General features: G+C 65.2%; 16 protein-coding genes, 1 tRNA gene and 1 pseudogene. 5 read left to right on the top strand and 13 right to left on the bottom strand.

Annotated elements, in window-relative coordinates:
• Window positions 1–19 precede the first annotated feature (19 nt).
• Both ISN75_RS21040 and ISN75_RS21035 read right to left on the bottom strand, forming a co-directional pair.
• Window positions 20–457, bottom strand: a complete 438-nt coding sequence (locus ISN75_RS21040; RefSeq protein WP_210427888.1) for a hypothetical protein — start codon at window positions 455–457, stop codon at window positions 20–22.
• 48 nt (window positions 458–505) lie between these two features.
• Window positions 506–901, bottom strand: coding sequence for a hypothetical protein (locus tag ISN75_RS21035; RefSeq protein ID WP_343203726.1), 396 nt, complete (start codon window positions 899–901; stop codon window positions 506–508).
• A gap of 59 nt (window positions 902–960) precedes the next feature.
• On the opposite strand from ISN75_RS21035, the gene ISN75_RS21030 reads away from it, so the two are divergent.
• Window positions 961–1,971, top strand: a complete 1,011-nt coding sequence (locus tag ISN75_RS21030) for an alpha/beta hydrolase fold domain-containing protein (protein WP_210427887.1) — start codon at window positions 961–963, stop codon at window positions 1,969–1,971.
• A gap of 55 nt (window positions 1,972–2,026) precedes the next feature.
• Here ISN75_RS21030 and ISN75_RS21025 read toward each other — a convergent pair whose 3' ends face one another.
• Window positions 2,027–2,860, bottom strand: a complete 834-nt coding sequence (locus ISN75_RS21025; protein WP_343818031.1) for an oxidoreductase — start codon at window positions 2,858–2,860, stop codon at window positions 2,027–2,029.
• A gap of 96 nt (window positions 2,861–2,956) precedes the next feature.
• On the opposite strand from ISN75_RS21025, the gene ISN75_RS21020 reads away from it, so the two are divergent.
• Window positions 2,957–3,622 carry an AraC family transcriptional regulator gene (locus tag ISN75_RS21020; protein WP_343818030.1) on the top strand — a complete coding sequence of 222 codons (666 nt, stop codon included), beginning with the start codon at window positions 2,957–2,959 and terminating at the stop codon, window positions 3,620–3,622.
• A gap of 1 nt (window position 3,623) precedes the next feature.
• Here ISN75_RS21020 and ISN75_RS21015 read toward each other — a convergent pair.
• The 3 genes and pseudogenes from ISN75_RS21015 to ISN75_RS21005 all read right to left on the bottom strand — a co-directional run.
• A pseudogene (locus tag ISN75_RS21015) lies at window positions 3,624–3,839 on the bottom strand (SIR2 family protein); the annotation flags it as partial.
• Between the two features lie 697 nt (window positions 3,840–4,536).
• Window positions 4,537–4,917, bottom strand: coding sequence for a hypothetical protein (locus tag ISN75_RS21010; RefSeq protein WP_343818028.1), 381 nt, complete (start codon window positions 4,915–4,917; stop codon window positions 4,537–4,539).
• 8 nt (window positions 4,918–4,925) lie between these two features.
• Window positions 4,926–5,001 (bottom strand) — tRNA-Ile (locus ISN75_RS21005).
• A gap of 158 nt (window positions 5,002–5,159) precedes the next feature.
• On the opposite strand from ISN75_RS21005, the gene ISN75_RS21000 reads away from it, so the two are divergent.
• Window positions 5,160–5,534 (top strand): SnoaL-like domain-containing protein, encoded by a 375-nt coding sequence (locus tag ISN75_RS21000; protein ID WP_168648402.1) that lies wholly within the window; start codon window positions 5,160–5,162, stop codon window positions 5,532–5,534.
• Window positions 5,535–5,611: 77 nt separating this feature from the next.
• Here ISN75_RS21000 and rpoD read toward each other — a convergent pair whose 3' ends face one another.
• Complete coding sequence (gene rpoD / locus ISN75_RS20995) at window positions 5,612–7,471, bottom strand: RNA polymerase sigma factor RpoD (RefSeq protein ID WP_167253174.1); 1,860 nt, start codon at window positions 7,469–7,471, stop codon at window positions 5,612–5,614.
• A gap of 167 nt (window positions 7,472–7,638) precedes the next feature.
• Window positions 7,639–8,079, bottom strand: coding sequence for a D-aminoacyl-tRNA deacylase (gene dtd / locus ISN75_RS20990; protein ID WP_167253176.1), 441 nt, complete (start codon window positions 8,077–8,079; stop codon window positions 7,639–7,641).
• A gap of 99 nt (window positions 8,080–8,178) precedes the next feature.
• On the opposite strand from dtd, the gene ISN75_RS20985 reads away from it, so the two are divergent.
• Window positions 8,179–9,087, top strand: coding sequence for a lipid A biosynthesis acyltransferase (locus ISN75_RS20985; RefSeq protein WP_168648489.1), 909 nt, complete (start codon window positions 8,179–8,181; stop codon window positions 9,085–9,087).
• Between the two features lies 1 nt (window position 9,088).
• On the opposite strand, the gene ISN75_RS20980 is transcribed toward ISN75_RS20985, so the two are convergent.
• The 4 genes from ISN75_RS20980 to ISN75_RS20965 are packed head-to-tail and all read right to left on the bottom strand — an operon-like array spanning window position 9,089 to window position 13,030.
• Window positions 9,089–9,418 (bottom strand): hypothetical protein, encoded by a 330-nt coding sequence (locus ISN75_RS20980; protein WP_168648401.1) that lies wholly within the window; start codon window positions 9,416–9,418, stop codon window positions 9,089–9,091.
• Window positions 9,415–11,121, bottom strand: coding sequence for an ArnT family glycosyltransferase (locus tag ISN75_RS20975; RefSeq protein ID WP_168648400.1), 1,707 nt, complete (start codon window positions 11,119–11,121; stop codon window positions 9,415–9,417). Before ISN75_RS20975 ends, ISN75_RS20980 begins: the two co-directional genes overlap by 4 nt.
• Window positions 11,122–11,180: 59 nt before the next feature.
• Window positions 11,181–12,212: a CDP-glycerol glycerophosphotransferase family protein gene (locus ISN75_RS20970; protein WP_168648399.1), complete on the bottom strand. Its 1,032-nt coding sequence runs from the start codon at window positions 12,210–12,212 to the stop codon at window positions 11,181–11,183.
• A 2-nt stretch (window positions 12,213–12,214) separates the two neighbouring features.
• Window positions 12,215–13,030, bottom strand: a complete 816-nt coding sequence (locus tag ISN75_RS20965) for a glycosyltransferase family 2 protein (protein WP_167253184.1) — start codon at window positions 13,028–13,030, stop codon at window positions 12,215–12,217.
• 272 nt (window positions 13,031–13,302) lie between these two features.
• Between ISN75_RS20965 and ISN75_RS20960 the strand changes: the two genes are divergently transcribed.
• Entirely contained in the window at window positions 13,303–15,414 is a 2,112-nt protein-coding gene (locus ISN75_RS20960; protein ID WP_343818023.1) for a glycosyltransferase, read from the top strand.
• On the opposite strand, the gene ISN75_RS20955 is transcribed toward ISN75_RS20960, so the two are convergent.
• On the bottom strand, window positions 15,397–16,425 hold the full coding sequence (locus tag ISN75_RS20955; RefSeq protein ID WP_343818021.1) for a glycosyl transferase family 1: 1,029 nt from the start codon (window positions 16,423–16,425) through the stop codon (window positions 15,397–15,399). The genes ISN75_RS20960 and ISN75_RS20955 overlap by 18 nt on opposite strands.
• Between the last annotated feature and the right edge of the window lie 17 nt (window positions 16,426–16,442).

Raw genomic sequence — 16,442 nt, 5'->3', positions numbered from 1 at the left:
CCCGTTGCCGAGGCGCAGCCTATTTCTCCCGGCAATTGGGCCCATACCAGGCGTTGTTCGTCGTATCCAGGTTCGCGTCCATCATGGATGCGCTGCACACCGGGAACCGCGTATCGCCGTTGCGCCGGATGCTGCGCGCCTTCATGTCCGCATCGTTCTGCGCCTGCGCGTCGGCCTGGTCCTGGCGCCGCATGTCGACCTTCATCATGCAGTTGGCAAATTGATCCGTTCCGGGCTGATAGCCGTAGCCGGCGCATCTGGCCTGGTCGGAGGCGCGTTGCTGCTCGGGGTTGACGGCGGCGCAACCGGTGGTGGCGCCGAAGACGAATACCAGAAGCATCAAGACGTATCTGCGCATATCCCCTCCCTTGGTGGCATGGAAACAAAACGCTTCTTGCTGCTGCGAACGCGAGGCTTCGCGTTGCCGCCATGAGCTTAGCCGCTCGCTGGCACGCATGGCACGTGCCAGGGCGCAGGCGCCGCGGCCCCGCGCGCGTCTCTCAGGTTATGGCGCGGTGCTCGCCGTCAAAGAGGCGTCATCCATGGGAGGAAGCGGGCGGCCGGCGATCTCCTCCGCTTCCTGCCTCGAAAGCCCAAGTGCAAGCAGCAGCTCGGCCGCTGCCCTTTCCGGCAAATGATCCGTGTTGAAGGGAGGGAGCGGGAGGGGCGTGGCGGGCCATTCGTTCGATGGCGCCAGGTGCAGCCAGACCGATATGGACGCGAGCACGATGCCGCCGGCGACCACGAAGCTCATCAGTGGATCGTCGCCGCGAAACCGCTTCGCCTCGATACCTCTCTGGATGTCGCGCAGCAGCCGCTGACCCAGTCCGCGGGTAAGGACGCGGGTCTTAATGAGGAATTGCCCCGCAGCGGCTCTCTTTGCGCCCGGAGCATGGCGTATCGCATCATGCCCTCTGATACACGAAAATATTTGCCGCGTCCGGCCGACCTAAAGAACTCGTGAACGCCAGATCCTTACGTATACGCCAAGCCATCGCCACGGCCTTTCTCTTTCTTGGGATCGCTTGCGTAGCGAGCTGGCCACATGCCGCGCGAGCAAGAACTCATCATCACGAAGCGGGCGATGCCAAAAGCCGGCCCGAAGAAAATTGCTACGATCCGCATGACTCCAACGATATAAGGCTGTGGGATGGAGCCGCCCCCGGCGCCGCGGGCGATGACCCGTGCCGGGATATTCCCTTCCTCAGAATCTTTCCAGGGCGAACCACGGGGAACTCCGCGCACGCCGCCATCATCGTTATTCCAGGCGGGGGCTACGATCGTCTAAGTGATCGCAAGGAACAGGAGCCCGTCGCGGAGTATTTTTCCCGTGAGTTGGGAGTGACCGCCTTCGTTCTCTACTATCGATTGGTTCAGCGAGATGGCACTTACCGCTACCCGGTGCCCATGTGGGATGCGCAGAGAGCGTTGAGGCTCGTGCGATACCGCTCATCTCAATTCGGCATTGACCCGTCGAAGATCGGCCTGTTCGGTTTCTCCGCGGGCGGGCATCTCGCCGCTACGATCGCTGTGCACGCTGCATCAAACTTCGGCTTACCCGTTCGAGACGGCATCGACTCTGTCGATGCCCGCCCCAGCTTTCTGGGGTTGGGTTATCCGGTCATTTCGATGTTGCCGGATCAGTTTGCGTCGCCCAACTCGCTTCATCATCTGCTGGAAGGATACCAAGGGCGTGAGAAGGCTCGGCTGGAGCAATATCTCTCCGCCCAGCTAAACATCCCGCCCGGGCTATCGCCGGTGTTCCTCTTCGAGAGCTTGGATGACAAGCAGATCAGCGCCGAGAACAGCGTGATGTTTGCGCAGGCTTTGCGCGATGCAGGGACGCCTGCCGAGGTCCACCTGTTTCCCCAAGGCGTCCATGGCGCTGGCCTGGCAAACGGCATTCCGGATGAGGAAAAGTGGCCCGGCATGTTCCGGAGCTGGATGATGGAGCACGGGTTTGTTCGTTGAGTGACCATTTGTGGGCGGGGTTTGACTGCGCGGCATGGCCATTCGGCGTGCCGCATCAGCCATCCGTCGAGCGGGTAACGGTTTCCCACTGATTGATTTCTTCGGCAAGCGATGCCCATTTTTGTCGTACCAGATCGATCGCATCGCTTCCAAGCAGCAGGTGAGCCGGAGGCGAATCGCTGGCGATGATCTGCAGCATGGCCCGCGCTGCTTTCGAGGGATCCCCAAGCTGTTTTCCGCTCTTTTGGTGACGGGCCTCGCGGATGGGGTCAAACATCCCGTCATAGTCGGCAATGGAGCGCGGCGTACGGATCATCGAGCGTCCCGCCCAGTCCGTGCGGAACGATCCGGGGGCCACGGCCGTTACCGTAATGCCGAACGGCTTCACTTCTTTGCCGACGGATTCGGAGATCCCTTCCAGGGCGAACTTGCTGCCGCAGTAGTAGGAGATGCCCGGCAGCGTGATATGTCCGCCCATCGAAGTGATATTGAGGATGTGTCCGTTACGGCGGTCGCGCATGTAAGGCAATACGGCCTTCATCATGGCCACGGCGCCAAAGACGTTCACATCGAACTGCCGCCGCATGTCCGCCAATGGCGATTCCTCAAAAATGCCCTCGTGGCCGTATCCCGCGTTATTGACCAGCACGTCCACCGGCCCCACGGTTCGCTCGATGTCGGCAACGACCGCATCGATGGCATCGAAGTCGGTGACATCGAGAATGCGTGCCGTGGCATTTTCGGCCGCGAGCGCCTCGAACTCGCGGCGTGCCTGCTCGCTTCGAACGGTTCCAATGACGCGATGCCCGGTGCCCAGGGCCTCAACGGCAAGAGCTCTGCCGAAGCCACTGCTGACCCCGGTAATCAGCAAAGTCTTGCTTGACGACATGGCGGCTGCTCCTATGGATGGCGAATGTGGCTTGCACAATAGCTGCCGATAGGGGCATCTTTTACGCCGAAAAATCTCAATCTATTGCCTATTCCTATGATCCGTCGTGTCGCGCTGAAAGATCTCGCTCCGGCAGATGAAGGCCGGCGTATCGCCGACCTTGCCCGGCGATTGGCGCCGCAGGAGGGGTATAACCTCACGGCATTGCCTGGCGTGCGCGTTCTGCGCTCGGATCGGCCCCTGAGTCGTACGCCAGTCCTGTACGACCCCGGCATCGTGATCGTGTGCCAAGGATGCAAGCGCGGGTACTTTGGCAACCAGGTCTTTGTTTACGACGAGCAGCATTACCTGGCGGTTGCCGTGCCTGTCCCGTTCACCATGGAATCCGACGGCACCCCCGGGCGCCCGCTGCTGGCGATCTATATGCATCTGGACTTCCAGATGGCCGCCGATCTGATGATCGAGATTGCGCAGCATCCATCGCTTACGGCCAGGAATGCGCCGCAAAGCATGATGTCCAGCCCCATGGATCCTGCGCTGAGTGCATCCGTCCTGCGATTCCTTGAGGCCATGGGCCAGCCTTTGGATGCAGTGGTTCTCGGGCCGGGTCTCTTGCGTGAAATCTATTTCCGCGTGCTCACCGGCGCGCAGGGTGCCGCGTTGCGCTCAGCATTGCGGCGCGACAGAGCCGGAGATCCTGGGAAAAAACGTTCATCCATTGAGATCTCCGGAGCGTGTCCGTTACATAGCTCGACTGTGTGAGCTTAAACGTCGAGTCCAGATCCGTCGGAGTCATTCTTGAAATCGAGCCATTCAAATGGACGCAGATCCTGGGTCCAAGATACTGCTCAACGGGATCATCTAGAACGACGCCGTTAAGCACCTTCCCTGCCTCATGCGCGCTTTTCTCCAGCAGATCATCGTAATTCGTTGTGTATATTCGTTGCCAAGGCAGACCCGCGATGGTCACATGATGCATCGCAGGTGTCCTGATGGTGAAGGCCTCGCGGCACAATTCCGCCAGTGCCATCCTATTTTTGTATCGAAGGAAAACTTCTGAGGCAATTGACAGCGATTCGGGGTCACCGGAAATGCCTGATAGGGACCAAAGCTCTTTGGCGAATTCGCGGCCCGTAACGGGCTTAACGTCCTTTAGGTTCTTTGCTCCGTATCCAAAGCCAGATCCCGTAAAGAGGATTGCTTCGCCATCAAGAGCGCAAGCGATTGCTTCATTGAAATTCATGGCTTCTTCCTTGTGATCATTAGCGAATGGCACAAGATCTCATCGGCTAGAGATTACGAGATCCGGGATCTTAGACGGATGACCGAAAAATCGTGGAGTCAGCTGACTGATCGTCAATTTATTCAGACGCTAGGGTATGCGGCCTTCGGTCGAAGGTTGCGTGTCTTTTGCCGAGACAGGCTTGCCTTGATCCTCTGCCAGATAGATCAATGGATGCACGCTCAGTGCTTACGTAACTTCAGCTGACACCACTCTAGGATCGCGAGCGCGCGCTCGCGAAAATTCCGGGGTACGGAGGGAAGTAGTGTTTCTGATTGCAATGTGCCCAGCACATCGCATAGTTCCAGGCGCCACTTGAGATACTCGCTCCCTTTCAAAGCTTTTTTATCGCTTAGAAGTGCTGGAGCAAACGAAATTTCAGCGTGTGCTTTACTTAGCGGTGTAGGCTTTGGATGGACATGGAATATGCGGGCTCCTTGTCCATCCACGATGCTATGGATTGCCAGAACGCGTGCTGATAGAAGTCCATGCAACTTGTATCCCACAGGCGGTTTATTTTTAGCGCGCCGATCTTCTTCCTTGCGTTGTGGCTCGCTTCGCGCCTCTTCGCGTGAATAGAGTGCTTTGCGCTGAACTGAAAAGCCACGCTGGGTGAGGCGATTGCGCCGATGTGCAAAGCGGCTGGCGAGCCGCTTACGAAGTAGTTGCCGCTGATCGAGGCAGAACGTTGTTGCACCGAAGTAGATAAGAAGGTGTGGCTTCGGTTTGGGCAGTGGCTAAGGCGATTGTCATCCTGATCGACGCGGTAGATCATGCAACAGATGGTGGGCCCACCAGGATTCGAACCTGGAACCAAGGGATTATGAGTCCCCTGCTCTAACCGTTGAGCTATAGGCCCTGACGCTGCCAGCCGCATTGCACGGCCAGATCACGCAACAGCCCGTCATGTTAGCTACACACCCAGGGACCGTCGAGAGCGCCGCCCCCACCCACCGGCACATCCAGACTTATCCCATCCGGCGTAGGCTCATAAGCCCTTTGACCCGGAGGTGCACGATGAGCACGGAATCGGTAGCGAAGCGGTTGGTGGCTTTGTGTCGCGAGGGCAAGTACGAGGAGGCGCAGAAGGAGTTGTATTCCAAGGATGCCGAAAGCATCGAGCCGGAGGGCGCGCCGGGTGGTGCGCTGGGCAATGTGAAGGGGCTGGATGCCATCTTCGAGAAGGGACGCAAGTTCCAGGAATCGATCGTGGAAGTGCATGGCGGCAACGTCAGCGACGCGGTGGTGGCCGGCAACTGGTTCAGCCTGGAAATGACGCTGGACGTGACCATGAAGGAATACGGCCGCGTGAACATGACGGAGATCTGCGTCTATCACGTCAACAAGGACGGCAAGATCGACCGCGAGCAGTTCTTCTACGACATGGGTTGAGCCGCTACGCCCGGCGCAAAAGAAAAGCCCCGCATGCGCGGGGCTTTTCGCTTTCTGCCGTTCGCTTAAGGTAGCGATCAATCGATATCGAGGAACGAACGCAGCTGCTCCGAGCGGCTCGGGTGGCGCAGCTTGCGCAGGGCCTTGGCTTCGATCTGGCGGATGCGCTCGCGGGTCACGTCGAACTGCTTGCCGACCTCTTCCAGGGTGTGGTCGGTATTCATGTCGATGCCGAAGCGCATGCGCAGCACCTTGGCCTCCCGCGGGGTGAGGCCGGCGAGCACTTCGCGCACGGTTTCCATCAGGCCGGTTTCCGTGGCCGACTCGATCGGCGAGCTGGCGTTGGTGTCCTCGATGAAATCGCCCAGATGCGAGTCTTCGTCGTCGCCGATGGGGGTTTCCATCGAGATCGGTTCCTTCGCGATCTTCAGCACCTTGCGGATCTTGTCTTCCGGCATCTCCATTTCCTTGGCCAGTTCTTCCGGCGTCGGCTCGCGGCCGAACTGCTGGAGCATCTGGCGGGAGATGCGGTTGAGCTTGTTGATCGTCTCGATCATGTGCACCGGAATGCGGATGGTGCGCGCCTGGTCGGCGATCGAGCGGGTGATGGCCTGGCGGATCCACCAGGTGGCGTACGTGGAGAACTTGTAGCCGCGGCGGTATTCGAACTTGTCCACCGCCTTCATCAGGCCGATGTTGCCTTCCTGGATGAGGTCCAGGAACTGCAGGCCGCGGTTGGTGTACTTCTTGGCGATCGAGATCACCAGGCGCAGGTTCGCCTCCACCATTTCCTTCTTGGCGCGGCGGGCCTTGGCCTCGCCGACCGACATGGTGCGGTTGATTTCCTTGATGTCGGTGAGCGGCAGGAACAGCTTGTGCTCGATGGAAGCGAGCTTTTCCTGCTCGGCGTCGATCGCTTCCTTGTAGTTCTTGATGTTCGGCGACCACTTCTGGCGCTTGCGGCCCAGCTCGTTCGCCCACTCGAGGTTGCCCTCGTTGCTGGGGAAGGTCTTGATGAACTCGGCCTTGGGCATCTTCACCTGCTTGACGAAGATGTCCATCAGCACGCGCTCGTGGTGGCGGATGTCGTTCACCACCTCGCGCAGCTTGCGCACGAAGCTGTCGATCAGCGCGGACGGCAGCTTGAGCTTGAGGAATTCCTCGGCCATCTGCTCGCGCAGCTTGATGATCTTCTTGTCGCCGATGTCGGTGGTCTTGGCGGAGGCCTTCTGGAACTTGCCGTAGTAGTCGCGCAGCAGTTCCATGCGGCGCTTGACCTCTTCCGGATCGGGGCCGGTCGGGCCGGTTTCCTCGTCCTCGCTGGCGCCTTCGGTTTCCTCGTCCTCGTCGGCTTCGGCGTCGCTGTCGCTGGCTTCCACCTCGGCGGCGGCCAGGGCGGCGTCGGCGGCCTCCTCCAGGTCGGCGAAGCCGGCCAGGATCTCGCTCAGGCGGCGCTTGCCGTCCAGGTGCTGGTCGTATTCCTCCAGCAGCATCTCGATGGTGAGCGGGAAGCTGGCCAGCGCGGTCTGCACCTGGCCCAGGCCTTCCTCGATGCGCTTGGCGATGGCGATTTCGCCCTCGCGGGTGAGCAGCTCGACCGTGCCCATCTCGCGCATGTACATGCGCACCGGGTCGGTGGTGCGGCCCACTTCGGAGTCGACGGCCGACAGCAGGGCGACGGCTTCTTCGGCCGCGGCCTCGTCGTCGGTGGCGGTGCCACTGGCGTTGTCGGAAAGCGGGTCGGCGTCCGGGGCGGCATCGTGCACTTCGATGCCCACGCCCTTGAGGACGGCCATGATGTCTTCGATCTGCTCCGGATCGACGATGTCGTCGGGCAGGTGGTCATTGATTTCGGCGTAGGTCAGGTAGCCCTGCTCGAGACCTTTGGAGATAAGCGCCTTGATTTCAGACTGTTGCTCGGGAGCTTTGTTGTTCATACCTACCGCCGCGGATGCAGGAACCGATCAGTATAGCGATGTGATGCTTTTTTGACCAGTTTTCAAGTGAAAGATATGGGCATCCGGCGCACGCAAAAAGCGCGCCAAACACCCGTTGTCTGAGAAGTTTTTTTCGGAATCGTCGCGGTGGCCCGGTGGGTCCGCGGTCATGGCGTTTCGAGCCAGAAGGTGACCGGTCCGTCGTTGACCAGCTGGACTTTCATATGGGCACCGAAGCGCCCGATTTCCACCCCCGGGTGCGCGGCCCGGGCCAGTTCCACCAGGCGGTCGAACCAGCGCCGGCCCTGCTCGGGCGAGGCGGCGCTGGTGAAGCTGGGGCGCATGCCGGAGCGGGTGTCGGCGGCCAGGGTGAACTGGCTGACCAGCAGCAGCTGGCCGCCGGTGTCCTTGAGCGAGCGGTTCATGCGGCCCTGTTCATCGGCGAACACGCGGTAGCCGAGCAGGCGCTCGAGCATGCGGCGGGTGCTGGCTTCGTCGTCGGCCGGCTGCACCGCCACCAGGGCGAGCAGGCCGGGGCCGATGGCGCCGACGGTTTCTTCGGCCACGTCGACTTGGGCGGAAAGGACGCGCTGGATCAGGGCGATCATCGATAAGCGGCTGCGGCGGACGGCGGGGCGCAAAGATTAACCACAAAACGAGGCAGCGGCCGGAGGGTGCACGGCTTGAGCCGCTACACTGTGCGGCTCATGCGCTTCGATATCTTCCTGCTCTACCTCCTGCTGCGCCTGGTCGGCCTGCTGCCCCTGCGGGCCCTGCACGGCGTGGGCGCGCTGCTGGGCCGGCTGTCGCTGCGGCTGGACGGCAAGACCGTGCAGAACACCGCGGTGAACATCCGCATCTCCCGGCCGCGGCTGGACGCGCCGGCCCGCGCGGCGCTGCTGCGCGAGGTGATGATCGAGAGCGGCAAGTCGATCACCGAGATCGCCAAGATCTGGGGCAGCGATGCCGAGCGCGCGCTGGACCTGGTGCGCGAGGTGCGCGGCGAGGCGCTGTTCGACGCGGCGCTGGCATCCGGCCGCGGCGTGATCATCGCCGCGCCGCACCTGGGTTGCTGGGAACTGCTCAATTACTGGCTGTGCCGCAAGACGCCGATGGCGATCCTGTACCGGCCGCCGCGCATCGCCGCAGTCGAGGGCCTGCTGCGCAAGGCGCGCGGCGCGCTGGCGCCGGAACAGGTGCGCGCCGAGGGCGCCGGGGTGCGCACGCTGTTCAAGCGGCTGGGCGCGGGCGGCACGGTGGGCATCCTGCCGGACCAGAAACCGCGCGAAGGCGAGGGCGAGTTCGCTCCGTTCTTCGGCCGCGAAGCGCTGACCATGGTGCTGCTGCCGCGGCTGGCGGCGCGCACGGGGGCGACGGTGCTGTTCGCGTTCGCCGAGCGGCTGCCGCGTGGCGAGGGCTTCCGCATCCATCTGCTGCCGGCGCCGGAAGGGCTGGCGGATGCGGATCAGCGCGTGGCGTGCACGGCGCTCAACCGCGGTGTGCAGAACTGCGTGGAATTGGCCTATGCGCAGTATCAGTGGCACTACAAGCGGTATTCGGCGAACGATCGGCCCAGTCCGTACGACCACCCGGAAGTGCTGGACGACGCGCGCTGAGTCAGCCCGCGTCCTTCGGCTCCAGCCGGCGCAGGAACACGGCCATTTCCTTTTCCGCCTGCTTGTCGCCACGCTCGCGCGCGGCGTCGATGCCTTGCCGCCACGCTTCCGCGGCGCCGGCGCGGTCTTCCACCGCCAGCAGCGCCTTGCCCAGCAGTTTCCACGCAGCGGAATAGCGCGGATCGAACCGCACGGCGTGGCGCAATTCCTCGGCCGCCGCCGGTGCATCGCCCTCGGCCAGCAAGGCATGGCCCAGCGAGAAACGCAGCAGCGCACCGTCGCGGGGGCCGCCGCACTGCGCGCGCAGGTTGGCGATCAGCGGCGAGCTCATTGCATCGCGCGGTACCGCCACGCGTCGACCTGGTACAGCCGGGTCGGGTGCGGCGGCTCGGCCGGGGTGTGGCCGGCGCGCTGGGCGGCCAGCGACGAGGCCGGCCAGATCACCACCCAGCTGGAGCGGAACGGCTGCACCAGCAGCGGGTAGCGCAGGTCGGCGTCGGCCAGTTTCTCGGGGCGGGTGATGATCAGGCCGTCCGGATGCAGGCGGGCGAAGGCCTGGATCGACTCGCCCTCGCTCAGCCGCTCGATCGGCCGGCTCAGGCGGCCTTCGAAATGGAACTGGCCTTCGTAGTTGCCCACGTAGCCGATGGCGCGGCCTTCGCCATCCGCCGCGCCCAGCAGGCGGGCGGCCGGGCGCAGGTCGAAGTTCGGCCACATGGTCAGGGTGAACAGCGTGTTGAGCGCCAGCACGCCGATCAGCCCGGCCACCGCCAGCCGGCGCAGCTCACCGCGGCCGCGCAGCAGCAGCAGCGCGCCGAGCACCACGAACACCACGCTGAAGAAGCGGCTGTACTGCGAGGTCGAATCGATGAACTCGCCGTGCATCAGGTTGTGCGCCACCAGGTTCGGCAGCACGAACAGGAACACCGCGAACAGGATGCCGCCCACGCCCAGCGGCCAGGTGCCCAGCCACGCCGTATTGGCCAGCTTGGGCCGCTGCTCGCGCAGCACCGCGATGGCGCCGGCCAGCAGCAGGCAGGCGCCGGCGAATTCGGGCAGCGGGTAGTACAGCTGCTTGCCGCTGATCAGCGAGAACGCCAGCAGCACCGGCAGCAGCCAGCACAGGCCGAAGCGGATGCCCGGCTCCAGCGGACGGCGCAGCGCGCCCAGCGCCACCCAGGCGCGCGGCCAGCCGCTGAACGGGAACAGCAGGGCCGGGATCATGGTGAGGTACCACCAGAACGGGCGGGCGTGGTCGAACGCATCCACCACGCGGCCGGCGGTCTGGGTGAAGAACAGGCGGTGGCGATAGTCGTCGCCGCCGCTGAAGCCGGCCGGCAGCGCCCAGGCCAGCAGGATGATGCCGCCCAGCAGCACCGCCAGCAGGCCGCGGCCGTACCAGCGCCCGCGGTGGCGGTTGGCCCAGTCGTTCCACAGCGGGCCCAGCAGCCAGGGGAAGGCCACGTGCAGCAGCATCACCGGGCCCTTGGTCATCAGGCCGGCGCCGATGCACAGGCCGAACAGCAGCCAGCGCGGCTCCTCGCGGCCGGCCTTCGGGGTGAGGGTGAGCAGCGCCGCCAGCACCCATACCGCCAGCAGCACCTCGTACATCACCTGCAGGCCGAACAGGAAGGCGTAGCCCAGCGCCAGCAGCATCCACGGCGCGCCCTTGGCCACCCACGGGCGGTTGGGGAACAGGCGCCGCGCCAGCGTGGCCAGCAGCACAAGCTGGGTGCCGCCGAAGATCACTTCCAGCACGCGCGGCCACACGTCGTTCACGCCGAACACGAACCAGCCGGCGTGGATCATCCAGAACAGCAGCGGCACCTTGTCGCTATAGGGCTGGCCATTGATGTGCGGCACCAGCCAGTGGCCGTGGCTCCACATCTCCCACGCCACCGCCAGGGTGCGGGTCGAATACAGCGGCATCGGGCCATGCGAGAAGATCGCCAGCAGGGCGACCACGGTCCACAGCGGCAGCCAGGGCCACAGGGAGCGCAGGTGTTCGGAACGGCTGTAGGCGCTGGAAGGCAAGGGGGCAGCTCTTTCTCAGGAGGGTTGCGATTCTAGTGCGGCTTTTCTGTCCGGAGGCTTTAGGAGCGCGCCGGACCCCAATAGCCGATGCGGCGCCGCAGCTTGAGCTTGCGCCACCAGTTGCCCGGCTTCGGCTTGCGGTTGCGCCCGCCCTTGGCGATGAAGGCGTCGATGGCATCCAGCACGCGCTCGCTGGAATGGCCGTCGCGGTACGGGTGGATGGCGTCGGCGAAGTCGCAGATGGCCTGCATCAGCTCCGGCGGCCGGCTCAGCGCGCGGCGGATGGCCGGCTCGAACTGCGCGGCATCATCGATATCGATCAGCTGCGGCCCCGGGCGGCGGTTCTTGAAGGTGACCACCGGCTTGCCGGTGAGCAGGAACTCGCTCAGCGCCGAGGACGTGTCCGAACACATCATGTCGGCCCGCGGGAACAGCTCCAGGATGTTGTCGTTCTCCGCGAACGTGAGGTGCTCGCCCTGCAGCGCCTTGAACTTGGCCACCGTCTCCGGATTCATCTTCGGATGGAAGGTGACGATCCACTGCCACTCGCCGCTGCTGGAGAGGCGCTTCACCTCGTCGTACAGGGTCTCGGCCGCGCTCCACGAGGGCGAAAAAGTGGAGTGGTAGAGGATCACCGGCTTCTCGCGCACCGGCGGCAGCGGGCCGGCGATCTCCTTCATGAAGGGGTCGAGCTTGGGCCAGCCGGTCTCGGCCACCGCGAAGTGGCCCAGCTCGTCGGCCAGCGCCTGGAATTGCGCGGTGTCGCGCGGACCGGTGGTGCAGTACAGGTCGAAGAAGCCGCGGATATAGATGTGGCGAGGCTTGCCGGCGTCGAAGCCGTGGAAGGTCTCCACCTTCACGCCGGGGAAGAAATGCGGCAGATGGTTGGACGAGGTGATGCAGGCGATCGGCTTCCACGCGCGCACTTCGCTCACCGTGAGCAGCCGCTCGCCTTCGGCCAGGTCTTCCGCGCCGGGGCCGTCGAAGAACCATGCCGCCTCGTCGCCGCGCGCGCGGATGGCCTCCTGTACCGGCCGCAGGATGGCCAGCGCATAGCGCTCGGAGCCGTACAGAAGGTAGTGCTTGGGCATGGTCAGCGGTCGATTCCGTGGCGGTGGAGCGCGGCGGCCGCGCTCTCGATGGAGGCCGGGTTATGGCGCATCTCGTAGTAACGCATGCGCTTGTACACCGCATACGAGGCGGCGGTCTGGGCGATGGCGTAGCCGCGCCAGCCGTCGAGGAAGGCCAGGCGGAACAGGTAGTCCTTGAGGAAGGCCAGCGCGAACACGAACGGCGTCTGCCACATGCGCACGGGCTTGTCCTTCTCCAGCCAGTCGCGGCACTTCAGCTCCGCGTAGCGCAGCACCTTGATCTGCTTCTCCGGCAGGCTGGGGTTGTTCTCGTGGTTGAAGCGGGCCTGGAAGATGGCCGAAGGGCCGTCGAAGCGCAGCGACTCGTGCACGCGCACGTCGGCCCAGCGGGCGCGGCCTCGGTGGTAGAGGCGGGCCATCTTCTCGCCCATCGAGGGCAGGTAGAAGCGCATCGGCGCACCCATGTAGATGGTGGCGCGGCGCAGCCACACGGCGCAGGTGTCGCCGGCCATCAGGGCCGGCAGCTTCGCGGCGATCTCCTCGGCCAGGGCCGGGGTGAGGTATTCGTCGGCGTCCAGCGCCAGGATCCAGTCGTGGCCGGCCTGGGTGCTGGCGAAGTTGCGCTGCGGGCCGAAGCCCAGCCAGTCCTGGTGCACCACGCGTGCGCCGTGGGCCTGGGCGAGCGCCACCGTGTCGTCGGTGCTGCCGCTGTCGATCACCACTTTTTCGGCGGCGAACGGCACGCTGTCCAGGCAACGGGCGATGTTCTTCGCCTCGTTGTAGGTCATCACGACGAGGGTGAGGGGGAGCGTCTGCATCCGGCGATTCTAGCCGATGGCTTCTGCCGCCCGCCCCAAACCCTCCGGCGCAGGTTGGGGTGAGCCAACGGCGAACCCCAACCTGCGCTGGCTTGCTCCGGCGTTGCGCAAATGCGCCGGCCGAACGTTCTGCTTTGGGTTATGTCCCCGTTCGCGCTCCGTTTCCCCCGGTATGGGTATCCTTGCGCACGGTTGTGCGTTGACTGGTGGGGTCTGGCTCCAGCGGCACCCCCCGGTTGACAGGAATCGCCTCGAGAATGTGGAAGGACAGCTTGAAAGACACCGTGCATGCCGGGGCAAGGGAAGAAGGCCTGGCCGCCCAGTTCAAGCGGCGCTGGCTGGCTTTGCCGGCGTGGCTGCGCCTGTGGATGCTGCTGGGCCTGGGCTGGCTGCTGGTCGGCATGGCGGCCAGTCCGCCGGGACCGAAGGTCTGGAATCCGGGCAAGTACTACCACGACAGCCTGATCGCGCTGTTCCTGCTGCCGGCCGCCTGGCTGACCTGGTCCTGGCGCCGCGCGCTGGCGCGCGGCCTGCTGGAGGCGCGCGAAGGCAAGCTGCTGCTGGCCTTCCTCGGCTGGACCCTGCTGTCGGTGATCTGGGCGCGCAACGGCACGCTCGGCGACGACGCGGTGGTGGTCCTCTACGTGCTGGCCTTCGTGCTGCTGCTGGGCAGCCTGGTCGCGGGCCAGCCGCGGCGCGCGCAGGCGCTGCTCTATTGGGCGGGCGCCGGCCTGGGGCTGGCGGCCCTGGTGTCGATGGCGGTGTTCCCGCTGCGCGTGGGTTCGACCTGGCAGGAGCAGGACCGCCTGGTCGGCTTCGGCACCCTGGACAACCCCAACCTCGCCGCCTTCGCCTTCGGCGCCGCCAGCGTGTGGCTGCTGCAGCTGTCGGTGCGCGGGCGCTGGCAGCGGGTGCTGCAGATCGGCTCGATCGTGGCGCTGATGACCTTCGTGCTGCTGACCTTCACCCGCTCGATCTGGCTGGCCCTGATCGCTACCCAGGCGGTGATGCTGCTGGCCGCGCCGCACCGGCACATCCGCCGCCGCGCCGCGGCGATGCTGGGCGTGGCCGCGGTGATCATTGCCTTGGGAGGCTGGCAGTACATGAAGGACCGCGGCCTGTCCTACCGGCCGGAGATCCTGCAGCAGTCGCTGGTGCTGATCGGCCAGCACCCGTGGCTGGGCCTGGGCATGGGCAGCCACTACGACATCGTCGGCCAGGGCCAGACCTGGGAACACAGCCACAACATCCTCAGCCACCTGGCGATCCTGCTCGGCGTGCCGGGCATGCTGCTGTGGGCGCTGCTGTGGCTGGTGATGGGCTGGCGCGCCTGGCGCTACCGCCACGTGATGCTGGGGCGGGTGATGCTGGCGCTGTGGATCTACGCCAGCGTGGCCTGGCAGTTCGACGCCCCGCAGCTGCTGCGCCGCCCCGACGTGGAATGGCTGCTCGGCTGGCTGCCGCTGGCGCTGAGCCTGGGCCTGTCGTGGAGCATCCGCACGCGCGGCGCGCGCACCGCGCCGCGTTCGGTCAGCCTGCTGGTGCTGACCTACAACTGGCCCGAGGCGCTGGAGCGCGTGCTGGCCAGCGCGGCGGCGCAGAGCCGCCTGCCGGACGAAGTGATCGTCGCCGACGACGGCTCCGGCCCCGCCACGCGCGCGGTGATCGAGCGCATGGCTAAAAGTTTCCCGGTGCCGCTGCGCCACGTATGGCAGGAAGACCTGGGCTTCCGCGCCTCGCGCAGCCGCAATCTCGGCATCGCCGCCAGCCGCGGCGAATACGTGGTGATGATCGACGGCGACATGGTGCTGCACCCGGACTTCATCGCCGACCACCTCGCCCTGGCCGGGCGCGGCTATTTCCTGCAGGGCGGCCGCTTCAAGAACAGCGAGCGGGAATCCAGGCGCCTGCTGGCCGGCGGCCGGCCGGTGTTCGCGCCCTGGGCCGATGCGGATTTCCAGGTGTTCGACGGCATCAAGCGCCTGTATGCGTTCCGTTCGCTGCCGCTGGCGCGCTGGAAATCCCGCGCGCGCAGCGGCGGCCGCGTGATGAGCTGCAATATGAGCTGCTGGCGCGACGACCTGCTGCGCGTGAACGGCTTCGACGAACAGATGGAAGGCTACGGCGCGGAAGACCGCGAACTGGCCGCGCGCTTAGGCAACGCCGGCGTGCGCCGCCGCGCGCTCAAGTGGGCGGCGCTGGCCGCGCACCTGGAACACCACAGCCGCGCGCAGGAAGAAGTGGACGATCCCAGCCTGCCGAACAACCAGATCTATCTGCGCACCGTGCGCGAGCACATCGTGCGCTGCGAGCGGGGCATCGACGGCCACCTGGCGGCGATGGCCGCCGGAGAGAACTACGAAATCTCAGCCGCGGCCGGCTGAGTCGGCCAGCGCCTGGCGGATGCGCGGGACGAAACCCGCGCTGTTGCCGAGGAACCATTGCCGCGCCCTGGCGCCCATCTGTGCGACGTCCGCTTCCGGCATCGCCAGCGCGCGTGCCACGGCGGTTTCCAGCGCGGCTTCGTCGAACTGGTAAGTCGTCGCCTGTCCCATCCGGCCGGTCTGCGCATAAGGCACCAGCAGGCCGCGTTCGGCGGTGACGATCTCGTTCATCGGCGGCGCGTCGACCACGAAGGTGACCGCGCCCACGCCCAGCGCCTCGACGATGTAGTGGCCCCAGCCCTCGATCTCCGAGGTGCAGATCTGGAACAGATGGCTGTTCTGCAGGCGGCTCAATTCCGCGTACTGCGCCGGCACGTTGCCGTCGAGGAACTGGCGCAGGTGACGGATATTCGGGGCGCTCAGATCCTGCGGCGCACAGGCCGGATGCTGCAGCACGGTGAGCGTCGGCCATTCCGGATGGCGCCGCCATACCGCGAGCAGACGGTCGGTGCCGCGCGTGACGCTGCCGCCGGCCAGGTGGAAGAAGGCGCGTTCGCGCGGCACCGCGGCGTCGTAGCGGTCCTCGCTGTCGAAACCCACCATGGAGGTCGGTTTGCCCAGGCCGCGGAATACCTCCACCGCGTCGTTGGTCTTGCACCACACGCGCGCCACGCGCGGCAGGTGCAGCACGTCCTTGGCATCGAACCATGCGGTATTGGGCAGCGCGATGGTCTGCTGCGCCAGGCCGAAATGCGCCGGCCACAGATGCTCGAACATGATGTTGAGATCGAAGCGCGGCGGCTCGCGGTGGCGCATGGCGAAACGCCAGCGGCGCAGGTCGCCGCGCAGTCCCTTGCGGCCCAGCGACCAGCGCACTTTCTCGTCCGCATCGGTCAGCCGCGTGAAGTGCACCGTGCAGCCGCAGGCCTTCAGCGCCTCGGCGGTGAACTGCAGGTCGCGGCTCAGGCCCAGGCCGTTGTCGGGTGCGATGAGATTGACGCTGGTGCTCATGGAGGATGTGGTCTGCG

The organism is Dyella marensis (genome assembly GCF_049532885.1).
Classification (GTDB): domain Bacteria; phylum Pseudomonadota; class Gammaproteobacteria; order Xanthomonadales; family Rhodanobacteraceae; genus Dyella_D; species Dyella_D marensis.
The sequence above is the reverse complement of the archived record's forward strand: the minus strand, read 5'-3'. Positions and strand labels throughout refer to the sequence as shown.